The organism is Limnohabitans sp. Hippo4, from assembly GCF_003063605.1.
Lineage (GTDB): Bacteria > Pseudomonadota > Gammaproteobacteria > Burkholderiales > Burkholderiaceae_C > Limnohabitans_A.
This window is the reverse complement of record NZ_NESE01000001.1, coordinates 472,072-494,953: the sequence shown is the minus strand read 5'-3', so window position 1 is coordinate 494,953 and position 22,882 is coordinate 472,072. Positions and strand designations below refer to the sequence as shown.

General features: G+C 54.0%; 16 protein-coding genes. 6 read left to right on the top strand and 10 right to left on the bottom strand.

Going from position 1 to position 22,882, the window contains the following annotated elements:
* Nucleotides 1–51: 51 nt before the first annotated feature.
* Genes bamC through B9Z46_RS02225 form a run of 3 tightly spaced genes read right to left on the bottom strand, consistent with a single transcriptional unit; the run spans nucleotide 52 to nucleotide 2,664 of the window.
* Nucleotides 52–1,167 carry an outer membrane protein assembly factor BamC gene (gene bamC / locus B9Z46_RS02235; protein WP_055360392.1) on the bottom strand — a complete coding sequence of 372 codons (1,116 nt, stop codon included), beginning with the start codon at nucleotides 1,165–1,167 and terminating at the stop codon, nucleotides 52–54.
* 27 nt (nucleotides 1,168–1,194) lie between these two features.
* Entirely contained in the window at nucleotides 1,195–2,091 is an 897-nt protein-coding gene (gene dapA / locus B9Z46_RS02230; protein ID WP_055360393.1) for a 4-hydroxy-tetrahydrodipicolinate synthase, read from the bottom strand.
* A 30-nt stretch (nucleotides 2,092–2,121) separates the two neighbouring features.
* Complete coding sequence (locus tag B9Z46_RS02225; protein WP_055360394.1) at nucleotides 2,122–2,664, bottom strand: bifunctional 2-polyprenyl-6-hydroxyphenol methylase/3-demethylubiquinol 3-O-methyltransferase UbiG; 543 nt, start codon at nucleotides 2,662–2,664, stop codon at nucleotides 2,122–2,124.
* Nucleotides 2,665–2,794: 130 nt separating this feature from the next.
* Here B9Z46_RS02225 and B9Z46_RS02220 point away from each other — a divergent pair, with 130 nt between their 5' ends.
* Both B9Z46_RS02220 and parC read left to right on the top strand, forming a co-directional pair.
* Nucleotides 2,795–4,777: a DNA topoisomerase IV subunit B gene (locus B9Z46_RS02220; RefSeq protein ID WP_108254830.1), complete on the top strand. Its 1,983-nt coding sequence runs from the start codon at nucleotides 2,795–2,797 to the stop codon at nucleotides 4,775–4,777.
* A gap of 2 nt (nucleotides 4,778–4,779) precedes the next feature.
* Nucleotides 4,780–7,149, top strand: a complete 2,370-nt coding sequence (gene parC, locus B9Z46_RS02215) for a DNA topoisomerase IV subunit A (RefSeq protein ID WP_108254374.1) — start codon at nucleotides 4,780–4,782, stop codon at nucleotides 7,147–7,149.
* A gap of 68 nt (nucleotides 7,150–7,217) precedes the next feature.
* Here parC and B9Z46_RS02210 read toward each other — a convergent pair whose 3' ends face one another.
* From B9Z46_RS02210 to B9Z46_RS02190, 5 genes are all read right to left on the bottom strand, one after another.
* Nucleotides 7,218–7,907, bottom strand: a complete 690-nt coding sequence (locus B9Z46_RS02210; RefSeq protein WP_108254373.1) for a response regulator transcription factor — start codon at nucleotides 7,905–7,907, stop codon at nucleotides 7,218–7,220.
* A gap of 243 nt (nucleotides 7,908–8,150) precedes the next feature.
* Complete coding sequence (locus tag B9Z46_RS02205) at nucleotides 8,151–8,606, bottom strand: RidA family protein (protein ID WP_108254372.1); 456 nt, start codon at nucleotides 8,604–8,606, stop codon at nucleotides 8,151–8,153.
* A 21-nt stretch (nucleotides 8,607–8,627) separates the two neighbouring features.
* The gene (locus tag B9Z46_RS02200; RefSeq protein WP_108254829.1) at nucleotides 8,628–9,551 is read right to left on the bottom strand and encodes a transglutaminase family protein; all 924 of its coding nucleotides are present in this window, start codon (nucleotides 9,549–9,551) and stop codon (nucleotides 8,628–8,630) included.
* A 10-nt stretch (nucleotides 9,552–9,561) separates the two neighbouring features.
* Nucleotides 9,562–12,204 (bottom strand): circularly permuted type 2 ATP-grasp protein, encoded by a 2,643-nt coding sequence (locus tag B9Z46_RS02195; protein ID WP_233245882.1) that lies wholly within the window; start codon nucleotides 12,202–12,204, stop codon nucleotides 9,562–9,564.
* An 18-nt stretch (nucleotides 12,205–12,222) separates the two neighbouring features.
* Nucleotides 12,223–15,651: a DUF2126 domain-containing protein gene (locus B9Z46_RS02190; protein WP_108254827.1), complete on the bottom strand. Its 3,429-nt coding sequence runs from the start codon at nucleotides 15,649–15,651 to the stop codon at nucleotides 12,223–12,225.
* A 101-nt stretch (nucleotides 15,652–15,752) separates the two neighbouring features.
* Here B9Z46_RS02190 and B9Z46_RS02185 point away from each other — a divergent pair, with 101 nt between their 5' ends.
* The 4 genes from B9Z46_RS02185 to B9Z46_RS02170 all read left to right on the top strand — a co-directional run bounded on the left by B9Z46_RS02185 (nucleotide 15,753) and on the right by B9Z46_RS02170 (nucleotide 21,487).
* On the top strand, nucleotides 15,753–18,296 hold the full coding sequence (locus tag B9Z46_RS02185; protein ID WP_108254371.1) for a DNA internalization-related competence protein ComEC/Rec2: 2,544 nt from the start codon (nucleotides 15,753–15,755) through the stop codon (nucleotides 18,294–18,296).
* Nucleotides 18,297–18,360: 64 nt separating this feature from the next.
* On the top strand, nucleotides 18,361–19,812 hold the full coding sequence (locus tag B9Z46_RS02180) for a circularly permuted type 2 ATP-grasp protein (RefSeq protein WP_108254370.1): 1,452 nt from the start codon (nucleotides 18,361–18,363) through the stop codon (nucleotides 19,810–19,812).
* 50 nt (nucleotides 19,813–19,862) lie between these two features.
* Nucleotides 19,863–20,894, top strand: a complete 1,032-nt coding sequence (locus B9Z46_RS02175; protein ID WP_055361919.1) for an alpha-E domain-containing protein — start codon at nucleotides 19,863–19,865, stop codon at nucleotides 20,892–20,894.
* Between the two features lie 50 nt (nucleotides 20,895–20,944).
* Nucleotides 20,945–21,487: a hypothetical protein gene (locus B9Z46_RS02170; protein WP_233245881.1), complete on the top strand. Its 543-nt coding sequence runs from the start codon at nucleotides 20,945–20,947 to the stop codon at nucleotides 21,485–21,487.
* Between the two features lie 22 nt (nucleotides 21,488–21,509).
* On the opposite strand, the gene B9Z46_RS02165 is transcribed toward B9Z46_RS02170, so the two are convergent.
* Nucleotides 21,510–21,731 carry a TIGR02450 family Trp-rich protein gene (locus B9Z46_RS02165; RefSeq protein ID WP_108254369.1) on the bottom strand — a complete coding sequence of 74 codons (222 nt, stop codon included), beginning with the start codon at nucleotides 21,729–21,731 and terminating at the stop codon, nucleotides 21,510–21,512.
* 11 nt (nucleotides 21,732–21,742) lie between these two features.
* Nucleotides 21,743–22,834, bottom strand: a complete 1,092-nt coding sequence (mltB, locus tag B9Z46_RS02160) for a lytic murein transglycosylase B (protein WP_055360403.1) — start codon at nucleotides 22,832–22,834, stop codon at nucleotides 21,743–21,745.
* Between the last annotated feature and the right edge of the window lie 48 nt (nucleotides 22,835–22,882).

Sequence of the window (22,882 nt, the reverse complement as noted above, 5' to 3'; positions counted from 1 at the left end):
AGTCAAAAAAAACCCCGCAGTGCGGGGTTTTTTTTCGTCTTGATTTTTGATTTATTTGATCTCGTCTGCCAGCAGCTTGATGATCTTGTCGGCATTGGCCGAACTTTCTGGTATGCCATCGGCGCCTTGTACTTGAACCGTTGAAACATCGCCCTTGCTGGTGACAGCAATGCGGTATTTGGCCAAGGCTGGCGTGGTTTTTTCGCTCGAGAACAATTTGGCAAAAAAGCCAGGTTCTTTGTCTGAGGTGCCAGGGGGCGCGTAGCGAACAAAGAACACACCTTGCGCGCGATCGCGGTCTTCGACGGTAAAGCCTGTGCGGTCAATGGCCACACCTACTCTGCGCCATGCGCGGTCAAATCCATCCTGAATCTCAATGGCGGGCAATTGATTGAGCTTGGTAAGCTTGACGTCAGACGCCATGCCAGTTGTGGCGCGGGCGGCTGGCGCGGCAGCAGCGACAGCCGTCGAAGCGGAGGACAAGTTTTGTCCGCCAAGACGCAGCATCATGCGACGCAAGAATTCAACTTCCAATTCCACATCGGCTTCACGCGGTGTCCAAACCGTTTGATCCTTCAAGGTACTGGTATAAATCTCTTTCATGCCGCGGTGCGTGACCGTAATTTCCAGACCTTTGTCGGTACGCTCAATGCGCGTTCTAAAGCGATCGCGTTCACCCGTGGAGTAGAGTGAGTCAAACATTTTGCCGACAGCTTTTCTGAGAAAGTCTTGGGGCAACTTGGCGCGATTCTCGGCCCAGTCAGTTTCCATGATGCCCAATTCAGGCTGATCGGTGGTGAGCACAAAGCCATTGTCTTTCCAGAATTCGCGCAGCGGTTCCCAAACCGAATCGGCGCTGCGTTGGACGACCAAATAACGCTGCGTGCCATTGCGCACAATTCGGACATCGCCCGCTTGGTTGGTGGCGGTGCCTGCATCGTTGGCGGTACGGGCTGCCGGTGCTGCTGCACTGGCCAATGCGCTGGCAGAGCCTGCCACTTGGTAACGCGAGTCGCGCTTCAATTGTGTGAGGTCTGGCGGAATCTCAAGCGTAGGCGCCTGGCTGGCGCTTTTGTAATCGATTTTGCTTTCTTCCAAAGTAGAGCAACCTGCAAGCAAACAGGTGAGGGCCGCAGCGCTGGCCAATGTGGTCAATTGACGAGGCATAGTTACAAATCGATTCACGAGGATTCCTTAAATGAGTCCGCTTGCACGCAACGCGGCTTCCACCACAGGTTGCTGAGGTGTTGACAGTTCGGTCATAGGCAAGCGCAATGTGCCGCCGCAAAGTCCCATGCGTTTCATGGCCCATTTCACTGGGATAGGGTTGGCTTCGACAAATAAATTTTTGTGCACAGGCATCAATTTGAATTGAATTTCCATGGCTTTTTGAACATTGCCTGCCATGGCCGCAACGCACAATTCATGCATCAAACGCGGCGCCACGTTGGCAGTGACACTGACATTGCCTTTGCCACCGCACAGCATCAATGCAACCGCTGTAGGATCATCACCCGAATACACCGCAAATTCTTTGGGCAAATCGCGAATGAGCCACTGAGCGCGTTCGATGTTGCCTGTGGCTTCTTTGATACCGACGATGCCAGGGACTTGGGCCAAACGCAACACAGTGTCGTGCTGCATGTCGGCCACGGAACGGCCGGGCACGTTGTACAAAATGATGGGCAAGTTAGGCACTGCTTCGGCGATGGCTTTGAAGTGCTGGTACATGCCTTCTTGGGTGGGCTTGTTGTAATAGGGCACCACTTGCAATTGGCAGTCGGCGCCGACGCTTTTGGCAAACTTGGCCAATTCGATGGCTTCCGCTGTGGAGTTGGCGCCACAGCCCGCCATGATGGGCACGCGGCCTTTGGCTTGTTCGACAGACACGCGGATGATCTCGCGGTGCTCTTCAACATTCACGGTGGGAGACTCACCCGTGGTGCCCACCACGCCAATGCAGTCTGTGCCTTCGGCAATGTGCCAGTCGATCAATTTTCGCAGGCTGGCGTAGTCCACCGAACCGTCCTCCAGCATGGGGGTGATGAGGGCGGGGATACTGCCAGTAATGGGTTGGAAAGTTTTCGTCATGGCGAATGAATAAAGCGACAAATAAGCATTCTAACGACAGCCAAGGCCAATCTGTTGACCAGATGCCGGGACTTGTGGGGTGGCCACAATGCGCTGTACAAATTTAGGGGGTTGTTCGGAGAAGCCGTCTTCGTAGGCGATGACGTGCATCTTTGCACAAGTCTGCAGCAATTCGCCAGGTTTGAGCAAAAAGTCAGGCCTGGACGGTTTGCCAATTTTTTCATGGCCTAGGGCAAATGTCTCGTAAATCAAGAAGCCGTGTGGCTTGAGGCTTTCCAAAATGCGCGGCATCAAAGGTCGCCACAGGTAATGGGTCACGATCACGGCGTCAAAAAGCTGCCCCTCCAAAGGCCAAGGGCCGCCCTCGATGTCTGCTTCCAACACTTGACCATAGGCTTGGGCTGTCGCCAAAGCTTCGGCTGAGCGGTCAACGCCAGTGCATTGATGGCCATGTCCCGCCAACCAGCGCATGTGCCGGCCAGCACCACAAGCCAAGTCGAGCACTTGGCTTTGAGGGGGCAGGAGATGAGTCCAGCGGGTGACCCAGGCTGAAGGATCTTCGGTTCCGTGCATGTGTGTTGCTTTCCAATGCGTTTCTATCAACTGCCGCCATGATGCCTGAATGTTCCTGTATGTCCTGGGGTTGGCAGGGACTGTGAATTTATCCAGTATTTTGTTTGATTTCACACTACAATCTGCGCCCATGGCTACTACTACCTCTTCCAATTCATCTCCCGAATACGGCGAAGGCTCCATTCGAGTCTTGAAAGGCTTAGAGCCTGTCAAACAACGTCCGGGCATGTACACCCGCACCGACAACCCCTTGCACATCGTTCAAGAAGTGCTCGACAACGCGGCCGACGAGGCGCTGGCGGGTCACGGAAAAAAGATCAAAGTGGTGTTGCACACCGACGGCTCGGTCAGCATCGAAGACGACGGTCGTGGCATTCCATTTGGTTTGCACCCTGAAGAAAAAGCCCCCGTCATTGAGTTGGTGTTCACGCGCTTGCATGCAGGCGGCAAGTTTGACAAAGGCAAGGGCGGCGCCTACAGCTTTTCGGGTGGTTTGCATGGCGTGGGTGTGAGTGTTACCAACGCCTTGGCCAAACGCCTGGAAGCCACCAGCTACCGCGAAGGCCAAGTGGCCACGCTGGCGTTTTCTGGCGGCGATGTGGTCGAAGCATTGGTGACTCGCAAAGCGGGCGAGGGCGATCGCAAACAGGGCACCACGGTGCGCGTGTGGCCCGACGCCAAGTATTTCGAATCCAGTGCCTTGCCCATGGCCGAGCTCACGCATTTGCTGCGCAGCAAAGCGGTGCTCATGCCTGGCGTCACGGTCACGTTGCTGAACGAAAAAACCAAGGACACCCAAACTTGGCAATACAAAGCGGGCCTGCGTGATTACCTCATGCAAACACTCACCGGAGACCCGGTCATTCCTTTGTTCGAAGGTGAAGGTTTTGCCGATGGCAACAACGACAGCTTTGCTGAAGGCGAGGGTGCCAGTTGGGCGGTGGCCTTCACCGAAGACGGTCAACCTGTGCGTGAGAGTTATGTCAACCTGATTCCCACCAGTGCCGGTGGCACGCACGACAGTGGCCTGCGTGATGGCTTGTTCACGGCGGTGAAGAGCTTCATTGAACTGCACAGCTTGTTGCCCAAGGGCGTGAAACTCATGCCCGAAGACGTGTTTGCACGTGCCAGTTTTGTGCTGTCGGCCAAAGTGCTCGATCCCCAATTCCAAGGACAAATCAAAGAGCGTTTGAACTCGCGCGATGCCGTGCGATTGGTGTCCAGTTTCGTGAGACCCACCATGGAGCTGTGGCTCAATGAGCACGTAGAGTACGGCAAAAAATTGGCCGAGCTGGCCATCAAGGCGGCGCAGCATCGCCAGAAGGCAGGTCAAAAAGTTGAGAAGCGCAAGAGCTCTGGCGTGGCAGTGTTGCCAGGCAAACTGACCGATTGCGAAAGCAAAGACATTGCGCACAACGAAGTGTTCTTGGTCGAGGGCGACTCTGCAGGTGGCAGCGCCAAGATGGGTCGCGACAAAGAATGCCAAGCCATTTTGCCGCTGCGCGGCAAAGTGCTCAACACGTGGGAAGTTGATCGCGATCGCCTGTTTGCCAACAACGAAATTCACGACATTTCGGTGGCCATTGGCGTTGATCCGCATGGCCCTAACGACTCACCCGATTTGTCGGGTTTGCGCTACGGCAAGATTTGCATCTTGAGTGATGCCGATGTGGATGGTTCTCACATCCAAGTCTTGTTGCTGACCTTGTTCTTCCGTCATTTCCCCAAGTTGATCGAAACCGGCAATGTGTTTGTCGCGCGTCCGCCACTGTTCCGTGTGGATGCACCAGCACGCGGCAAGAAACCAGCTGCCAAAATGTACGCATTGGATGAAGCTGAGTTGCAAAGCATGCTCGATAAATTGCGCAAAGATGGCGTGCGCGAAGGCGCATGGAGCATCAGCCGATTCAAGGGCTTGGGCGAGATGAGTGCCGAGCAGTTGTGGGAAACCACGCTCAACCCCGACACACGCCGTTTGTTGCCCGTGCAACTGGGTAATTTGGATTTTGCACAAACAGAAAGTTTGATCACGCAACTGATGGGCAAAGGCGAGGCCGCCGCTCGTCGTGAACTCATGGAATTGCATGGCGATGCCATTGAGGTGGACATTTAATCATGAACGATCAACCCACTTTAGACCTTCAAAACAGCGAGTCCGATGACTCGCTGAATTTGGCCACTTACGCACAACGCGCCTACCTTGAATATGCATTGAGCGTGGTCAAAGGCCGCGCATTGCCCGATGTGTGCGATGGCCAAAAACCAGTACAGCGACGCATTCTCTATTCCATGTCCCGCATGGGTTTGGGCTTCTCTGGTGCGACAGGTGCCAAGCCCGTTAAAAGCGCACGTGTGGTGGGCGATGTGCTGGGTCGTTTTCACCCGCACGGTGACCAAGCAGCCTACGATGCACTGGTGCGCATGGCACAAGATTTCAGTCAGCGTTATCCGCTCATTGATGGTCAAGGCAACTTCGGTAGCCGCGACGGTGATGGTGCAGCGGCCATGCGTTACACAGAAGCGCGTCTTTCCAAAATCACCACTTTGCTGTTGGATGAAATTGACCAAGGTACGGTCGATTTCATTCCCAATTACGATGGCTCGACTGAAGAGCCGCGTCAACTGCCAGCGCGTTTGCCGTTTGTATTGATGAACGGTGCCAGCGGCATTGCCGTGGGTTTGGCCACCGAAATCCCAAGCCACAACTTGCGCGAGGTTGCAGATGCTTGCGTGGCCCTCATCAAGTCGCCCAAATTGACGGACGAGGAATTGTTCGCACTGATTCCTGGTCCCGACTTTCCAGGCGGCGGTCAAATCATCAGCCCAGCCTCTGACATTGCGGATGCGTATCGCACCGGTCGTGGTTCTCTCAAGGTGCGCGCGCGTTGGAAGATTGAAGACATGGCGCGCGGCCAATGGCAATTGGTGGTCACTGAGTTGCCCATTGGTGTCAGCTCGCAAAAAGTGCTGGAAGAAATTGAAGAGCTCACCAACCCCAAAGTGAAGGCTGGCAAGAAAGCCCTGAGTGCAGACCAAATGCAACTCAAGGCCAGCATCTTGTCAGTGCTCGATGTGGTGCGCGATGAGTCCAGCAAAGATGCTGCAGTGCGCTTGGTGTTTGAGCCCAAGACCAGCCGCATTGAACAGCAAGAATTGATCACAGCTTTGCTGGCGCACACCAGCTTGGAGACCTCGTCACCCATCAACATGACTTCGGTTGGCATTGATGGCAAGCCCGTGCAAAAGTCATTGCGTCAAATGATTTCGGAATGGATCACATTCCGTCAGCAAACCATTGTGCGCCGCTCTGAGCATCGCTTGGGCAAGGTGATGGACCGCATTCACATTTTGGAAGGCCGTCAGTTGGTGTTGCTCAACATCGACGAGGTGATTGCCATCATTCGCCAAAGCGATGAGCCCAAGCAAGCCTTGATGGACCGCTTCAAACTGAGCGAACGCCAAGCCGAAGACATTCTTGAAATTCGACTGCGCCAATTGGCCCGTTTGGAAGGCATCAAGATTGAGCAAGAGCTCAAGGAATTGCGCACAGAGCAAACTCAACTTGAAGAAATATTGGCCAATCCAGCAACGCTCAAACGCTTGATGGTCAAGGAAATTGAACAAGACGCCAAGACATTCGCCGATCCGCGACGCACCCTTATTCAAGAAGAAAAGAAGGCTGTGGCCGAAGTCAAAGTGGTGGACGAACCTGTCACAGTGGTGGTGTCACAAAAAGGCTGGGTGCGTGCACGCCAAGGCCATGGTCACGACGCAAGCAGTTTTGCATTCAAGTCAGGCGACGGTTTGTATGGCACCTTTGAATGTCGCACGGTCGATACCTTGCTGGCATTTGGGACCGCCCAAAAAGGCAGTGGTCGCGTTTACTCTGTGCCCGTGGCGTCATTGCCAGGCGCGCGGGGCGATGGTCAGCCCATCACCACCCTGATTGAACTGGAGGCGGGTACGCAAGTGGCGCATTTCTTTGCAGGTCCTGCCAACGCCACTTTGTTGCTGTCCAGTTCGGGTGGGTATGGCTTCATGGCCACCGTGGAAAACATGATCTCGCGCCAAAAAGGCGGCAAATCATTCATCACAGTCGGAGAGGGCGAATTGGTGTGCGCGCCTTCACATGTTTCGGGCTCCAGTGCCACGCCGGCTGTAGGTGCGTCGCCGATGCCGGCAGCCACACATGTTGCTTGTGCTTCAACAGGCGGCCGCATTCTCACATTTGAAATCAGCGAACTCAAGTTGATGGAGAAGGGCGGACGCGGTTTGATGTTGTTGGACCTTGAAGCCAAAGACACCTTGGCCGGTGCAGCGGCTTACACCCGCAGTGTGAAGCTGACGGGCATTGGCCGCGGTGGCAAAGACCGCGAAGAGACTTTGGAAATTCGCAGCTTGAACAATGCGCGTGCAGCCCGTGCGCGCAAAGGCAAAGCTGCTGATCTGGGTTTTAAGCCCACACAAATCTCACGCGTGGAATAAGCATCCGTCTACCGCGTGGTCTCTGCAAGGCACCTTCTGAGGTGCCTTGTTTTTTGGAAGACTGTGCATCAATGCTTAGGCGCGAAATGCATGCGCGGTACAAATTGGTAGGTTGAACGCCAGCAGGTGGCCAGAAGCTCTTCGGGTCCGTGGCGATGCGTTAATTTTTTACGCAAGCGCGACACACACACTTGCAATCGCTTGTTGTTGTAAAAGTCTGAAAGGCCCCAGATGGCCTTTTCAAGGGCATCGCTGCGCAATGCTTGTTCGGGTGCCATGGCCAATTGGGTGAGTAGCACCGTTTCCATAGCGGTCAGGTCAATGGCATTGTTGGCAGGGCCCGTTAACAACGCTCTGACGGGGTCAATGGTCCAACCTGTTTTGATGGTTCGAGGGAGTCGGGCGGCCAAACGTTGCACGATGGCGATCAACTCAATGGTGTTGAAGGGTTTGCTGATGCAAACATCGGCGCCTGCCGCAATGGCCGCAATTCTTTCTTCAGGCTGAGAGGCTGGCGCCACCATGATGACGCGAAGCTCTGGGTGTTTGGCCAATTGCGACGCCAGGGTCAAACTTTGTTCGCCCAAGGTAACCGCATCCAAGATCACCACATCGCACATGCCTTGAACATTTTGTTGATTCAGCTCGTCGGGATGCTTGCAGTGAATGCCCTGCATGCCCGTGCTGCTCAGGTGCGCCAGCACCTGTTCGGCCAAGTGGTGATCTTGTTCAACGAAGCTGACGCAGAGTGGTTTCATGACAGATTTCCTTGTTTAAATGTTTACTTAAGAACTCATCCTAATTCTTTTTGTATACATAAATGAGCACCTTGTAAGTAATAATTTAAACAAAAGACACTATTATTTACAGAAAATCGACATTTCTCCTCTCAAAGCTTCAATTTTTACATTGCCTTTCCAGCAACTTGCATAGATAGACAATGTGGTGAATTTGTTGAATATGTGGTTTGAAGTGACGATTCGCACTCCAAACCACATGATTTAAGCGATTTCGGCAATCAATTCAATTTCGACACAGGCGCCCATGGGCAATTGCGCCACACCAAAGGCACTGCGCGCATGGATGCCAGCATCGCCAAAAACCTGGCCCAGCAATTCACTGCAACCATTGGTAACCAGATGTTGCTCGGTGAAGTCGGCCGTGGAATTGACCAGGCTCATCACTTTGACAATGCGTTTGACCTGATTGAGATCGCCTACAGCGGCCAGCAACGTGCCCATCAAATCAATGGCCACTGCGCGCGCAGCCAGTTTGCCTTCTTCAGTTTGAACGTTCTTGCCAAGCTGTCCGGCCCATACTTGGCCCTCTTTTTTGGAAATGTGGCCACTGAGGAACACCAAATTGCCCGTTTTGACAAAGGGCACGTAGGCCGCTGCAGGCGTTGCAACGGGGGGCAAGGTGATGTGAAGTGCTTCAAGGCGTTTGTAGACGGACATGTTGATCTCAGTTTCAAAAAATTAAATAGGCTCCACAGTGACACTGACTTGCAATGTGTGGTTCGTGCCACCTTGTAAGACGCCACGCAAGGGCGAGACGTCGGCAAAATCTCGGCCAACAGCCAGACGCACATAGTCTTCGCCCGGACTGCACCAGCCTTCTCGATTGTTGGTGGGATCGAAATCGTACCAAGATTCTGAACCCGTCGATGCATCCATCTGGGGCACACGCAAGGATACCCATGCGTGCGACGCATCGCTGCCAATCAGCCGAGCTTGTCCGGGTGGTGGTTCTGTCAATAAATAGCCGCTGACATACCGTGCCGCCAAGCCCATGCTGCGCAAACAAGCCAGCATGACGTGTGCAAAGTCTTGGCATACGCCTCGTTTGTTGGCCAGCACCGTCAATGCAGGGGTGCTGATGTCGGTGCTCAAGGATTCGTACTTGAATTCGGTGTGGATGCGTTGCATCAGATCACGGACAGCTTCAATCAAGGGTCGACGAGGGGTAAAGCTACTGAGCGCGTAGCCTTTGAATGCCTGATCAATGGGGGCATGGTGAGATGCATAAGCAAAGGGGGTGGCGTCGTCGCTGGCTTGACCCGCTCTGTATGGGTAGACCCCTTGGGCTTGCTCCCAAGTGAGCGTTTCAGCATGGTCTTGTAAAGCTTTTGCTTGTGAAAGGGGCAAGGGATAGGTTTCCAGCGTGGATTGCGCATGAACCTGCAAAGTGTTGTGAGCGACGGGCAGTGACAAATAGCAGCGGTGGTTACCAAATGCATCGGGTTGACGCCTGAGCTTTGGCGAGACGGGCAAGGTGCTGAAAGAATGCGTGATGCAAGTTTGGCAAGGCGTGTTGACTGGCTCGAGATGCGCCACATGCTGCGCCGTGACCACCATGGGGCTGTAGCTGTAGTGTGTTTCGTGCGTGATGCGAAGTTTCATAAGCAATGTCTTAACTTGCGCCAACGCTTCGTTGTGCTTCATCACTGTGTGAGAAAAATAAACTGTTCAGCTGATCCGAAACACTTCGCGCTGTTTGCCGGCAATGGCTGAGCAGCACCAGAAGTTCCGGGCTGGGATGCAGGCCATCTGCTGAAAGTGATGAGAAATCGACTTTCGATAACACAGGGATTTTGTGCGACATCTCTTCGGTGGCGCCGTTGGCAAGGTGACCCATTTTGGCCAATCGACCGCGCAATGTTTGCGCCACCCAATCCAAGGCTCGTGGATTGTCAGTGTGCGTCAGCAACAGCTCGAGCATGGCACCCAAGGTTCGACTTTGCTGGTATTGCGCATGAAAGCTGATGGTGCTGTCAAACAAAGTCAACACCGCATCAAAGCCTGCTTGGCTTTGCAGGCAACCTGTCTCAATGGCTGTGGCGAGGGCATGCGCCAAAAAATCTAAGCGCTCAATGTGACGGCCAATTGACAGCAGGCGCCAACCATCGTCGCGTGACATGCGATCGGTTTGTGCGCCCGTGAGCGCAGCCATCAATTGGCTGGTGCGTGCTAAGAGTTGTTGTGCCCAGACGCTGGTCGCCACAGGCGCATCGTTTTCTTGTGATTGAAAAAATGCATTTTCAGTTTGTTCAATCAAGGTCCAATGCTCAGGCGACAAACGCTCTCGCACTGCGGCGGCTGCCAGTTTGATAGCGCGCAAGTTGTAGCCCACACCCGTGGTGTTTTGGGTGTCCCAAAAACCTGCAATCAGTGCACGTTCAAACACACGCTTCGACTGCTGAGCTTGCACAACGCCAGGGTTCACCAATCCATGTACGACGCAAAGCTGAGTGAGCCAATCTAACAATTGAGGACTGTGCTGTGCTTCGCTGTTCAAGGTGTTGAGGGCCAGTTTGGACAAGCGCAAGGTGTTCTCAGTTCGCTCAGAGTAGCGTCCCATCCAAAATAAATTTTCTGCAGCACGACTGGTCACCAAACGATGGCGCTGCGAACTGGCAATAAACACAGCTTCCTGGGCAGAGGGCTTGGTTTTTTCAGCGGGGGATGAGGCCTTCGTCGAAGCATCTGGGGCCAAGACCCAAACGTCGGCGCTGCTACCACCTTGCTGCATTGAAGCAATGCCATTTTGAGTGCCCAATCGCGCCAAGCCGCCTGGCAAGACTTGCCAACCACCTTCTTCATTGGCCAACACAAAAACGCGCAAGATGACCGGACGTGACGGCATCGAGCGCAAGTTGGCAAAGGTGGGGGTGTGCGACAGCGGAATGAAACTTTGCACAGTGTGCGCTTCGGGATTCTCTTGAATGCGCGCTTGCCATGCTTCTAAAGCTCGCCAATCAAGGCGATGGCCCATCACAGGCTCAAAACTGGTGCGACCTGGGGTGTAGGGGTAAGTCGGTTTGATGACGCATTCTTGAAGTCGCGGCAAGACATCTTGCATGGCAGCTTGTTCGCCGCACCACCAACTGGGAATGGCGGGCAACAGCAACTCTTCTTGCAAGAGCATTTGCGAGAGCTTGGGCAGAAAACCCAGCAGTGCATTGGACTCTAAGAAGCCAGAGCCTGGCGTGTTGGCCACCAAGACATTGCCCGCCCGAACGGCTTGCAACAAGCCTGGCACACCCAATGTGGACTCTGCGCGAAGTTCCAAGGGGTCGAGCCAGTCATCGTCGACACGCTTGAGCAAGCCATGCACGGGTTGAAGCCCCTCGAGTGTTTTCAAATACAGCTTTTCGTCACGCACGAGCAGGTCGTTGCCTTGCACCAAGGAGAGGCCCAAGTAACGTGCCAAATAGGCTTGCTCAAAATAAGTTTCGTTGTAAGGGCCCGGTGTCAGTAAAGCAATGTGAGCCTGCATGCCAGCACTGGTTCGCAGCTTCAGCGCATTGACAAAGGACCGATAGGACTCTGCCAATGCACGCACAGGCATGGCTTCGAAGGCGCGCGAAAACTGGTTGGAAATGATTTGGCGGTTTTCCAGCAAATAGCCCAAACCAGAGGGCGCTTGCGTTCTTTGGGACAACAACCACCAGCAACCATCAGGCCCTTTGACAAGATCGAAGGCTGCCAAATTCAAATGCCGTCCGCCAACAGGTGAGCTGCCTTGCATGGCATGCAAATAGCCCGCATGGCCTTGGACCAGCGCATAGGGAATGGCACCTTGTTTCAAGAGATGCTGCATGCCATAAACATCGGACATGATGCCCTCAAGCAGGCGCATGCGCTGGACCACACCCGTTTCAATTTGAGACCAATCTTGCGCCGTCAAAAGTAGCGGCAGCAAATCTAGAGACCAAGGCCGCTGAGGTTGGTCAGCATTGGCATAGACGTTGTAAGTCATGCCGTTGTCGCGAACTTGCCGCATCATGGCGTCGTGGCGCGCAGGCAAACTTTGAATGCCTTCAGAACCTAGGTGCGATAAAAATTCTGTCCATGCCGTATTGGCGGTTTGCTTGGCCGCAGACAAATGCTTAGGAACGTCGGACACTTTGCTGACGCCACCACGCATCTCATCCCAATGACCCGTGGGGGCTACATCGATGTCTCTGACGATGGCTTGCACCATGGCCGCTGAATCGACAGTGGCTTGCGCGCCTTGGGTGTTGGCGGAAAAAGGGTTGTTGTTAAATTCCACAATGCGTCAATTGTCACCTCATCTGACCCGGCGCAGGTCCAATGTGAACGGAAATTCTGGACTGGCCGCCAATTCAATGTTGGCGGGCGGCATGGCCATGCGACCTGGTGTGTGGCCCATTCTGAAAAATCGGGCCAATCGGCGGCTTTCAGCCTCGTAGGCATTGACAGGCAGCGTGTCGTAATTGCGACCGCCTGGATGTGCCACGTGGTATTGCGCGCCACCGATCGAGCGCTTCATCCAAGTGTCCAGCACATCCAACGTGAGCGGTGCATGCACGCCAATGCTGGGATGCAGCGAGGAGGGTGGGTTCCAGGCTTTGTAGCGCACACTGGCCACAAATTCGCCCGCCGTTCCGGTGGCTTGTAAAGGCAAGGCTTGGCCATTGACCGTGACGGTGTATCGGCTGGGGTTGAGGCCAGTGACATGCACTTCCAATCGCTCTAATGATGAGTCGACATACCGAGCGGTACCGCTCGAAGTGCTTTCCTCGCCCATGACGTGCCAGGGTTCCAGCGCGTTGCGCAGCGTGACTTGAATGGCATCGATGCAAAACTCGCCCACTCTTGGAAATCTAAATTCAAAGTGCGGTGCAAACCAGGCGGGATCGAAATGAAAACCGGCATCTCCTAGTTCTGTGAGCACGTCATCAAAATCCATTTTGACGAAGGTCGGCAACATGAAGCGGTCGTGCAGGGTGGTGCCCCAGCGCGTGACGGGTGCTGTGTAGGAGTGGTCCCAAAATCGAGCGACCAAAGCGCGCAGCAACAATTGCTGAACCACGCTCATGCGTGCGTGCGGTGGCATTTCAAAGGCACGCAATTCAAGCAAGCCCAAACGGCCAGTGGCCGAGTCGGGTGAGTACATCTTGTCGATGCAAAACTCACTGCGGTGGGTATTGCCTGTCATGTCGACCAAGATGTTGCGCAGGCTGCGGTCAACCAACCATGGCGGCATGCTTTGACCGTGAATTTGGCGGTTGCGTGCAATTTCTCGCAAGGCAATCTCAAGTTCATAAACTTGATCGTTGCGCGCTTCGTCCACGCGGGGTGCTTGGCTGGTGGGGCCAATGAACATGCCGCTGAACAAGTAGCTGAGGCTAGGGTGGTTGTGCCAATACAGCAGCAGGCTGGCCAGCACTTCAGGGCGACGCAAAAAGGGGCTGTCTTGCGGTGTGGCGCCACCCATCACCACGTGATTGCCACCCCCCGTGCCGGTGTGCCTGCCATCCGTCATGAATTTCTCAGCACTCAGGCGTGTTTCAAAAGCCGCTTGGTAAAGGAACTCGGTGTGTTCTACCACTTCTTTCCAGCTGCTTGCAGGGTGGATGTTGACCTCGATCACGCCAGGGTCGGGCGTCACTTGCAACAACTTCAAACGCGAATCACGCGGCGCAGGGTAGCCTTCCAACACAATCTTCATTTGAAGTTGCTGTGCGGTTTTTTCGATGGCACTGAGCAGGTTCAAATAATCTTCAAGTCGCGCAAGGGGCGGCATGAAAACATACATGACCCCTTGAGCATCGGCATCCGTTTTGGCATCTTTCAATGCCACAGGACCGTTTGCGCGGCGTGGATCGCGAATCTCCACACACAAAGCTGTTCGCACGCTTTGCTTGTCTGAAGTGAAACGTGCAGGCGCCTTGTCTGCGATTGAAGCTGCGCGCGATGTCGAGTGATGTTGTTGCTGGAGGATGGGTGCGTGCGTTGGCTTGGCATTTGCACGGTTGACGACTTGTCCATGCGCCAAAGGACCACGCGGTGCATAGGGATCTTGGTCGATCAATACGGTCCGGTCTGTGGGCGCCGACCAAGGCAAGGAATCCAGGGGCAGCCGCCAGCCCATGGCTGAGTCACCTGGCATCAGGTAGAGGCGCTCGTCACGCACAAACCAAGGGCCGCTTTGCCACGCAGTGGTCGATTCAGAATCGGCGCTGGGGTCTCGTGCTTGTAAAGGCAAAAGGTAGCCCACTTCGCGGTCGAGTCCTTGCGAAAAAACGCGGTGCAGTCTAGCGCGTTCCAGCTCATCGTCCAACCGAGAATCGAAAGGGTCGACGTTGACTGGCAGTCGACGCTCGCGCCAGAGGTAGTACCAGGTGTCTTCATACCCAGGTGTGATGTGGTCATTAGAAACACCTAGCTCGTTGGCCAAAGCAGCAATGAAGCTTTGAGCATCTTGTGTGGTGTAGTGATGTGCAACGCGTTCATCTGCAAACAAAGAAGGGTCTTGCCAACAAGGCTGACCATCTGCGCGCCAATAGATGCTGAGCGCCCAGCGCGGCAGTTGCTCGCCGGGATACCACTTGCCTTGACCAAAGTGCAGAAAACCACCTTGTCCGTATTGCTGCCTCAATTTGTGAACCAACTCTGTGGCCAAACCCCGCTTGGTTGGGCCAAGCGCGTCAGTGTTCCATTCAGCTGCGTCGCGGTTTTCTGTGGCCACGAAGGTGGGCTCGCCGCCCATGGTCAGTCGCACATCACCGGTCAATAATTTTTGATCGACTTGTTCGCCCAGGGCCAGCACATCTGCCCATTGTTCTTCGGTATAAGGTTTGGTCACGCGAGGGGATTCGTAAATCCGCGTGATCTTCATCTCGTGGCTGAACTCAACTTCTGCTTCGTCCATCAAACCCTCGATGGGCGCTGCACTAGAAGGTTGAGGTGTACATGCCAATGGAATGTGACCTTCACCTGCAAGCAAGCCTGATGTGGGGTCCAAACCAATCCAACCTGCACCGGGCAAGTACACCTCGCACCAAGCATGCAAATCGGTGAAATCAACTTCCGTACCGCTGGGACCGTCCAGTGATTTCACATCCGGCGTGAGTTGAATCAAATAGCCCGACACAAAGCGAGCAGCCAGACCCATGTGGCGTAACAACTGAACCAGCAACCAAGCGGAGTCACGGCAAGAGCCACTCTTCAGTTTCAAAGTTTCTTCGGGTGTCTGAACCCCTGGTTCCATTCGGATCAGGTAATTGATGTCCTGGTAGACCTGCTGGTTGATTTGCACCAAAAAATCGATCGTTTTTTGCCGTTTCTTGTCGATGTTTCCAAGGTAATTCTTGAACAGCTGTGTGCTTGGCAGTTTTTCCAAATAACTTGTGAGCTCTTCCTTCAAAGCGGGTGAATAGGTCAAGGGCACATGCTCAGCGCTAGGTTCTAAGAAAAAGTCAAACGGGTTGAAGACCGCCATTTCCGTGACCAAGTCGACGGTTACTTTGAATTCGGTGGTTTTTTGGGGAAAGACCAAGCGGGCTTGGTAATTGGAGAAGGGGTCTTGCTGCCAATTGATGAAGTGCGCTTCAGGTTCGACCTTGAGGCTGTAAGACAAGATGTGGCTTCGGCTGTGAGGCGCGGGTCGCAGGCGTATGACTTGAGGGCCCAACTGAACGGGCCGGTCGTAACGGTAGTGTGTGACGTGGTGCAGTGCGACGTGAATGGACATAAATGCAAGTAAGCGCAACAGCGGCTGCATCGAAATAGCAGCTCGGGCTGTCTAAACTAGCAAAAGCCGCGCCATCCTGGGCCTAGCGGAAAGGTTCAAACATGTGGCGATGGATGCCGGGTTGGGTTGGGGCTTGGCTCTTGGGTACAAGGCTTCAACTGCAGCAAGAGAGTGCGTGGCCTGTTGCATGGACTTTGACAGGCAGTGCAAGCGCTTTGGTGGTGCTTGCGGGTGCCTATTGGCTTGAACGCTGTCAAGCGCATCTATTTCAAAAATTCATGCCTTGGGCGACTCACCGCTTGGCTGTTTTGGGTGCCATTGCCTTGCTGGCCTGCGCCCTGGTCAATGCACGTTGTGCGTTGCAAATGCAAGAGGCATTGAACCCGCGCTTAGAGGGGCAAGACTTGCATGCCTTGGTGGAAGTGGCGTCATTGCCGCGGATGGGTGAGAAGGGTGTTCTGTTTCGCGGGCGGGTGCTGCGCGCAAGCCTGGCCTCATCAGGTGATGCGGTCAAGGTCCCAACTTTCATTGAGTTCAATTGGTCCGATTGGGAAGCGCCCAGCAGCATGGACTTGCCGCTGTGGCAGAGCCTACAAGCAGGTGATCAATGGCAGTTTCAGGTTCGGCTGAAGTTGCCCCATGGCAGTCTCAATCCGGGTGGTTTTGACGAAGAGTTGCGTTTGTGGGAGTTGGGGATCATGGCGACAGGCAGTGTTCATGCGGGCAAGGGTCAAAGGCCACCCAACAAGCTCAGCAGTTCTTGGCGTTATCCGGTGGACCGATGGCGTCAACAAGTGCGTGCGCAAATTCATTCAACGCTGCAGGCCAGCGAGCTTGGCGCCAAGTCCTCAGCAGGCGTGATTGCCGCCTTGGTGATGGGCGATCAAGCCGAAATTGCGTCAAGCGATTGGCAGATTTTCAGAGCGACGGGTGTGGCGCATTTGATGAGCATTTCTGGCTTGCACATCACCATGCTGGCTTGGCTTGCGTCTGTCTTGTTGGCCTGGGGTTGGCGATCTTCTGCGCGACGGGGAAGTGTGCTGTGTCTGCGTTTACCGGCACCTCTTGCCGCATCGGTGGGCGGCTTGCTTGTGGCTTTGAGTTATGCCATTTTTTGTGGTTGGGGCTTGCCCGCACAAAGGACCATTTTGATGCTGTTCGTCTTGTCCGTTCTGCGTTGGCAAGGTGTGCGTTGGCCTTGGTATGGCAGCTGGGCTTTGGCCTTGTGGGTGGTGAGCGTTTGGGATCCCTGGGCCTTGTTGAAAGCGAGTTTTTGGTTGAGTTTTGTGGCGGTGGGCGCCTTGATCCTGGCTGACCCCGGTGCAGCTTCGCAGCGCACCAATTTGGAGACTCAGGACGCCAAAATGGTGCAGCATGGGCCATTTAAAGAATTTCGCCTCATGTTGGGTATTGGCCTGTTCACTTACTTCAAGTCGCTTGTTCGCGAGCAGTGGGTGGTGACCGTTGCATTGGCACCCTTGTCGATTTTGTTTTTTGGTCAGTTGTCGGTGTCGGGAATGCTGGCCAATTTGATGGCCATTCCTTGGGTGACTTTGTGCGTGACGCCTCTGGCTTTGGCAGGATGGGTCTGGCATCCTTTGTGGCATGTGGCGGCCGGGGCATTTGAGCCCTTGATGTGGGGTTTGACATGGTTGTCGCAATGGCCCTCTGGTGTATGGCACTTTGCACAAGCACCGATGGGACTGACGCTGTTGGCCATCTTGGGTGCCTTGATCTGTTTTCAACAATGGCCCTGGGCCTTGCGGTGTTGGGGCGTTTTGTGGCTTTTGCCCATTGGCTTGTGGCAAGTACCCAAGCCCGTTTGGGGTCAGTTTGATTTGTGGGCGCTGGACATTGGTCAAGGCAATGCAGTGTTGCTCAGAACGGCGCACCATGCTTTGCTTTACGACACTGGGCCCACTTGGGGAGCTGATGCGGATGCGGGACAGCGTGTGTTGGTGCCATTCATGTCACGAATGGGGGTTGACTTAGACCGTTTGATGCTGAGCCACCGCGACAGTGATCACACAGGCGGAGCGTCTGCTGTGTTGGCAAATCATCCCCATGCTGATTTGTGGACTTCATTGGAGGCGGGCCACCCTTTGTCTCAATTGCGTGATGTGAATCGGTGCCATGCGGGACAAAAGTGGACATGGGATGGGGTTCGATTTGAGGTCTTGCATCCTGCACTGGCCGACTACGCCTTGAACAAAACCTCCAACGGCCTCAGTTGTGTGTTGAGGATTGATGCAAGTCAAGGTGACCTTTCGCAAAATGGGCATGATGCACGGACCGCCAGTGCATTGTTGGTAGGCGACATCGAGGCGCCACAAGAGCAGGCTTTGTTACAGGCGCATGCCCTTCAAGCGGTGGATTTTTTGCTGGTGCCACACCACGGCAGCCTAACTTCCTCAGGCTTTGATTTTGTGCAGCAACTCATGCCGAAATGGGCCGAGGTGCAGGCGGGCTATCGCAACCGCTGTGGCCATCCGTCGCCTCAAGTGGTCGCGCGGTATGCCCAGTTGGGGGTGCCTTTGGCCATGTCACCAGTTTGCGGTGCTGCCCATTGGCAAAGCCAAACGCCACAAGCGCTAGACTGTGAGCGAAACCTCAAACGTCGCTATTGGCACTTCAAGGCGCCTTAAGCGGCCGTTTGGGGAGAGGGTGCGGGTATGCATCTTGCTTTTCAGAAAACAGGAGTGAAGTCAGATGCAGCGATTTGATGAGATGTACAGTCAGGCCACGGCCACGCAGCCGGGCAGTCCTGTCAGGGCCCATTACAAGGCTTATGCCGATTGGTTGTCGGGGCAGAGCAGCAGCACGATGCTGGCGCGGCGCGAAGAGGCCGAAATGATTTTTCGCCGGGTGGGCATCACCTTTGCCGTCTATGGTGACAAAGACGAAAGTGGCTCTGGCACTGAGCGACTCATTCCCTTTGACCTGATTCCGCGCATCATTCCCGCCCATGAGTGGCAAAGCATGGAAAAGGGCTTGGTGCAACGCGTCACGGCCCTCAATCGCTTCATTCACGATGTCTATCACGACCAAGAAATCATCAAAGCGGGCATCATTCCAGCCGATCAAATCTTGAACAACGCGCAATTCCGTCCCGAGATGATGGGCGTGGATGTGCCGCACCAAATTTACTCCCATATCAGCGGCATTGACATAGTGCGTGCACCCAATGCACAAGGGGAGGGCGAGTATTACGTTTTGGAAGACAACCTGCGCGTGCCCAGCGGTGTGAGTTACATGCTGGAAGACCGCAAGATGATGATGCGTTTGTTTCCCGAATTGTTCAGCCGCCACCGCGTGGCACCTGTGGCCCATTACCCCGATTTGTTGCTAGAAACCTTGCGTGCCTCAAGCCCTGCCTCCTCTGCAGAACCTACCGTGGTGGTGTTAACGCCAGGCATGTACAACAGCGCCTATTTTGAGCACGCTTTCTTGGCGCAGCAAATGGGTGTGGAGTTGGTTGAGGGTCAAGACTTGTTTGTCAAAGACCAGTTTGTGTACATGCGAACCACCCGGGGACCCAAGCGTGTCGATGTCATTTACCGACGTGTCGACGATGACTTCCTCGATCCCAAAGTGTTCAGGCCCACTTCAACTTTGGGTTGCGCCGGTTTGATGGACGCCTACCGCGCAGGCAATGTGGCCATCTGCAATGCCGTGGGCACAGGCGTGGCCGATGACAAATCCATCTACCCGTATGTGCCGCAAATGATTGAGTTTTATTTGGGTGAGAAGCCAATTCTGAACAACGTGCCCACTTTCATGTGCCGCAAGCCAGATGACTTGGCCTATACCTTGGCCAACTTGAAAGACTTGGTGGTCAAAGAGGTGCACGGTGCAGGGGGGTATGGCATGCTGGTAGGGCCCGCATCTACCGATGCAGAAATAGAAGATTTTCGGGCCGCGTTGATCGCCAATCCATCTGGCTACATTGCGCAACCGACCTTGAGTTTGTCGAGTTGCCCCACCTATGTTGAAAGCGGTGTGGCACCTCGTCACATTGATTTGCGACCTTTTGTGCTCAGTGGTCGCACCGTTCAAATGGTGCCAGGCGGCTTAACCCGTGTGGCTTTGAAAGAAGGCTCTTTGGTGGTCAATTCATCGCAGGGCGGTGGCACCAAAGACACTTGGATTTTGCAAGCTTGAGCTGCAATTGACTGCCATTGCGCACCCATCAAGAATTTGAAAGAAGCACCATGCTAAGCCGTACTGCAGATCACTTGTTTTGGATGTCGCGCTACACCGAGCGCGCCGAAAACACCGCTCGCATGTTGAATGTGAGCTATGAAACTTCCTTGTTGCCACAGTCCAGTGCCACGGTGCAAGCCGGTTGGGAAGGTTTGTTGTCGATCAGTGAATTGTTGCCTGCCTATACCCAGCTGCATGGTGAGGTCACACCGCACCATGTGATGCAGTTCATGGTGATGGACCCCAACAACCCGTCGTCAATCATTTCATGCTTGCGCGCAGCACGTGAAAACGCCAGGGCTGTTCGAGGTGCACTGACCACCGAAGTGTGGGAGACGCAAAACCAAACCTGGCTGGAAGTGAACCGCATGATTCGCTCTGGCGAATTTGATGCTGATCCAGGTAAATTTTTCGAATGGGTGAAGTTCAGATCTCATTTGTCGCGTGGCGTCACCGTGGGCACCATGCTGATGGACGAGTCCTTGCACTTTATGCGCTTGGGGACCTTCTTAGAGCGTGCCGACAACACGGCGCGTTTGGTGGATGTGAAGTTTCATGCGGGACAAAACGATCGATTTGGTGCATTGCCAGTTGCGTCCATGCTTACGCCCATCACCTCCAATTCAACCCAATCACAAACGCTTGCACCCGAAGCGGGCTTGGATGGCTCGCAAGAGTTTGACTTCTATCACTGGAGCGCCATCTTGCGCAGTGTCAGTGGCTTTGAAATTTATCGCAAGGTCTACCGCGATGTGATTCGCCCTGACCGTGTTGCGGAACTGCTTATTTTGCGACCCGACATGCCGCGTTCTTTGCACGCCAGCTTGAACGAGGTGGTGAACAATTTAGAAGCAGTGACCGACAACATGCAAAGCGAAACTTTGCGCCATGCCGGCAAATTGCGTGCAGATTTGGCCTATGGCCGAATTGATGAAATTTTGGCCACGGGTCTGCATGCTTATCTCACGCAGTTCTTGGAGCGCGTCAATGTGTTGGGCGGCAGAATCAGTCGCGAGTTTTTGATGCCACAGGTGGGCTGAAAATCTTTCAGAATACGAGCTCCATTCTGCAGGCTTGGTAACATGGGAACATGCCCGTTCAAAAATTACTGAAAACATCAGCCCATGTTGTTGCCGAGTTCGAGGGACTGTGCATTACCGCGGGCTTGAATGCAGTAACTGGCGATGAAGGAAGCGGAAAAACCCGTTTGCTGAGTCTGTTGTCCGAGTCCCATTCGGATGCCTTTTGGCTTGACCTTAAATTACCCGGCTGCAACTCACAGACACCCTTAGATGTATGGGCCCATTGGCGTCATCAATGTCCCCATTGGAATGAAGCTTTGTGCCTTGATTTGTGCGAGGCGCTAGGCATGAGGGTGCATGTGGCCAAGCGCTTAGACATGCTTTCAGCTGGTAGCCGTCGCAAGGTTGGTTTGCTGGCATTGTTGGCCAGCGGTTCAATGATCACTTGTCTTGATCAGCCGTTTGCGGCTTTGGATCAGGCATCCATCAACGTGTTGTGCGAATTTTTGAACGACATGGCTGATAACAAGTCTAGGGCTTGGTTAATAGCGGATTATGAAGCTGACACCAGATTGCAATGGTCCAACCACATTTCATTGGATCATGTCTAACCTGCTTGCCGTATCCTTTGGGTCAGACCCAACCTTGCCGCCATACCTCATCGTTTTGTAATTCCCGCCATGGAATGATCTGAGTGGCCTTAGAGAAAACAGACTCTATTTCTACAAATTCAATGGGCGCGTTGGGCAACTCAGGTTGAATGACTTTGCTAACCAAAAAGTGTTTTTGTTTGGCGACAGGTTTGACGGCTGTCCACTTTGTCAGATTTAATTTTTTGGGTTTAAGAGGATTCATAGCACACCCTCTCAAGGTTTGGCTTTGATCTTGTTTTCCACTGCTTGCCCCAACTCAATCACAGCCATCGCGTAATAACTGCTCCAGTTGTAGCGCGTGATGGCGTAGAAATTTTCGGTGCCAGCCACATAACTGGGCGGGTCATCCCCATTCAGCAATTCAATCAATGCCAGCGGGCCTTTGTGTGCAAGCGCTTCGCCGTCAATGACAGCGCCTTTGGCCACAAAGTTGGCGATGCTGAAGCTTGGCAAAATGTCGGGCGCCATCAGTGCGTCCATGTCTAACAATTCTCGATTGAAAGTTACGGGGTAGTGGGTTGGCATGCCACTTTGCCATTGGAATGCTTTGAAGTAGTTGGCCACTGAGCCAATGACATCCACCTTGTTGGCGAACAAATCGATGTGTTGGTCGCCATCAAAATCAACAGCAAACTTAGCCCAGCTGGAAGGCATGAATTGAGGCAAGCCCAAAGCACCGGCATAACTGCCCTTGATGCTGCTGGGTTTGACCTTTTCTTTGTGCGCAAGCAATAAAAACTGCGCCAGTTCTTTGGAGAAAAATGCCTGACGTTCTGTGGCACGTGGGTGCTCTTTGGGAAAGTCAAAGGTCAATGTGCTCAGGGCATCCAGTGTTCGAAAATTGCCTGTGTGTTGGCCATAGAAAGTTTCAACACCGATGATGCCCACCACCAACCAAGGTGGAACCCCAAAGGTCTGTTCTGCGCGATCTAAGGTGCTCTGGTTTTCTTTCCAAAACTGCACACCTGCCTGAATTCGTTTGGGTTCAATGAAGCGAGCTTGATAGGCATTCCAGTTTTTCTTGCTGATTTGGGTGGGCGGCAAAATCAACTTGGGGATGCTGGGAATGAAACGCGCTTGGGCCAATTGAGCTTTCACCCATTTGACATCGAGTTGGCTAGATTTCGCCATTTGCTCGGCCCACTCATTCACATCTTGACGTTTGGTGTAGGTGGGGCCGGCCGCAGGGCTGGTCGCGGTGGCTTTGGGCGATTTGGATTTGGGTTTTTTCTTGGTGTCTGAGGCTTGCACAGCCAAAGAACAACTCAAGAGCAGCAGAGCTAAAAGGGTTGACAAAATGCGCATCTCTTGAGTTTAGCCTTTGTAGGCGCACGGGGTGTCGTGATAAGCTGG

Coding starts and splice junctions, on each gene's coding strand:
- B9Z46_RS02165 (WP_108254369.1), bottom strand. CDS start 21,731: ATGAATCCTCTTAAACCCAAAAAATTAAATCTGACAAAGTGGACAGCC.
- B9Z46_RS02170 (WP_233245881.1), top strand. CDS start 20,945: ATGCCCGTTCAAAAATTACTGAAAACATCAGCCCATGTTGTTGCCGAG.
- mltB (WP_055360403.1), bottom strand. CDS start 22,834: ATGCGCATTTTGTCAACCCTTTTAGCTCTGCTGCTCTTGAGTTGTTCT.
- B9Z46_RS02220 (WP_108254830.1), top strand. CDS start 2,795: ATGGCTACTACTACCTCTTCCAATTCATCTCCCGAATACGGCGAAGGC.
- bamC (WP_055360392.1), bottom strand. CDS start 1,167: ATGCCTCGTCAATTGACCACATTGGCCAGCGCTGCGGCCCTCACCTGT.
- parC (WP_108254374.1), top strand. CDS start 4,780: ATGAACGATCAACCCACTTTAGACCTTCAAAACAGCGAGTCCGATGAC.
- B9Z46_RS02225 (WP_055360394.1), bottom strand. CDS start 2,664: ATGCACGGAACCGAAGATCCTTCAGCCTGGGTCACCCGCTGGACTCAT.
- B9Z46_RS02210 (WP_108254373.1), bottom strand. CDS start 7,907: ATGAAACCACTCTGCGTCAGCTTCGTTGAACAAGATCACCACTTGGCC.
- B9Z46_RS02200 (WP_108254829.1), bottom strand. CDS start 9,551: ATGAAACTTCGCATCACGCACGAAACACACTACAGCTACAGCCCCATG.
- B9Z46_RS02205 (WP_108254372.1), bottom strand. CDS start 8,606: ATGTCCGTCTACAAACGCCTTGAAGCACTTCACATCACCTTGCCCCCC.
- B9Z46_RS02175 (WP_055361919.1), top strand. CDS start 19,863: ATGCTAAGCCGTACTGCAGATCACTTGTTTTGGATGTCGCGCTACACC.
- dapA (WP_055360393.1), bottom strand. CDS start 2,091: ATGACGAAAACTTTCCAACCCATTACTGGCAGTATCCCCGCCCTCATC.
- B9Z46_RS02185 (WP_108254371.1), top strand. CDS start 15,753: ATGTGGCGATGGATGCCGGGTTGGGTTGGGGCTTGGCTCTTGGGTACA.
- B9Z46_RS02190 (WP_108254827.1), bottom strand. CDS start 15,651: ATGTCCATTCACGTCGCACTGCACCACGTCACACACTACCGTTACGAC.
- B9Z46_RS02180 (WP_108254370.1), top strand. CDS start 18,361: ATGCAGCGATTTGATGAGATGTACAGTCAGGCCACGGCCACGCAGCCG.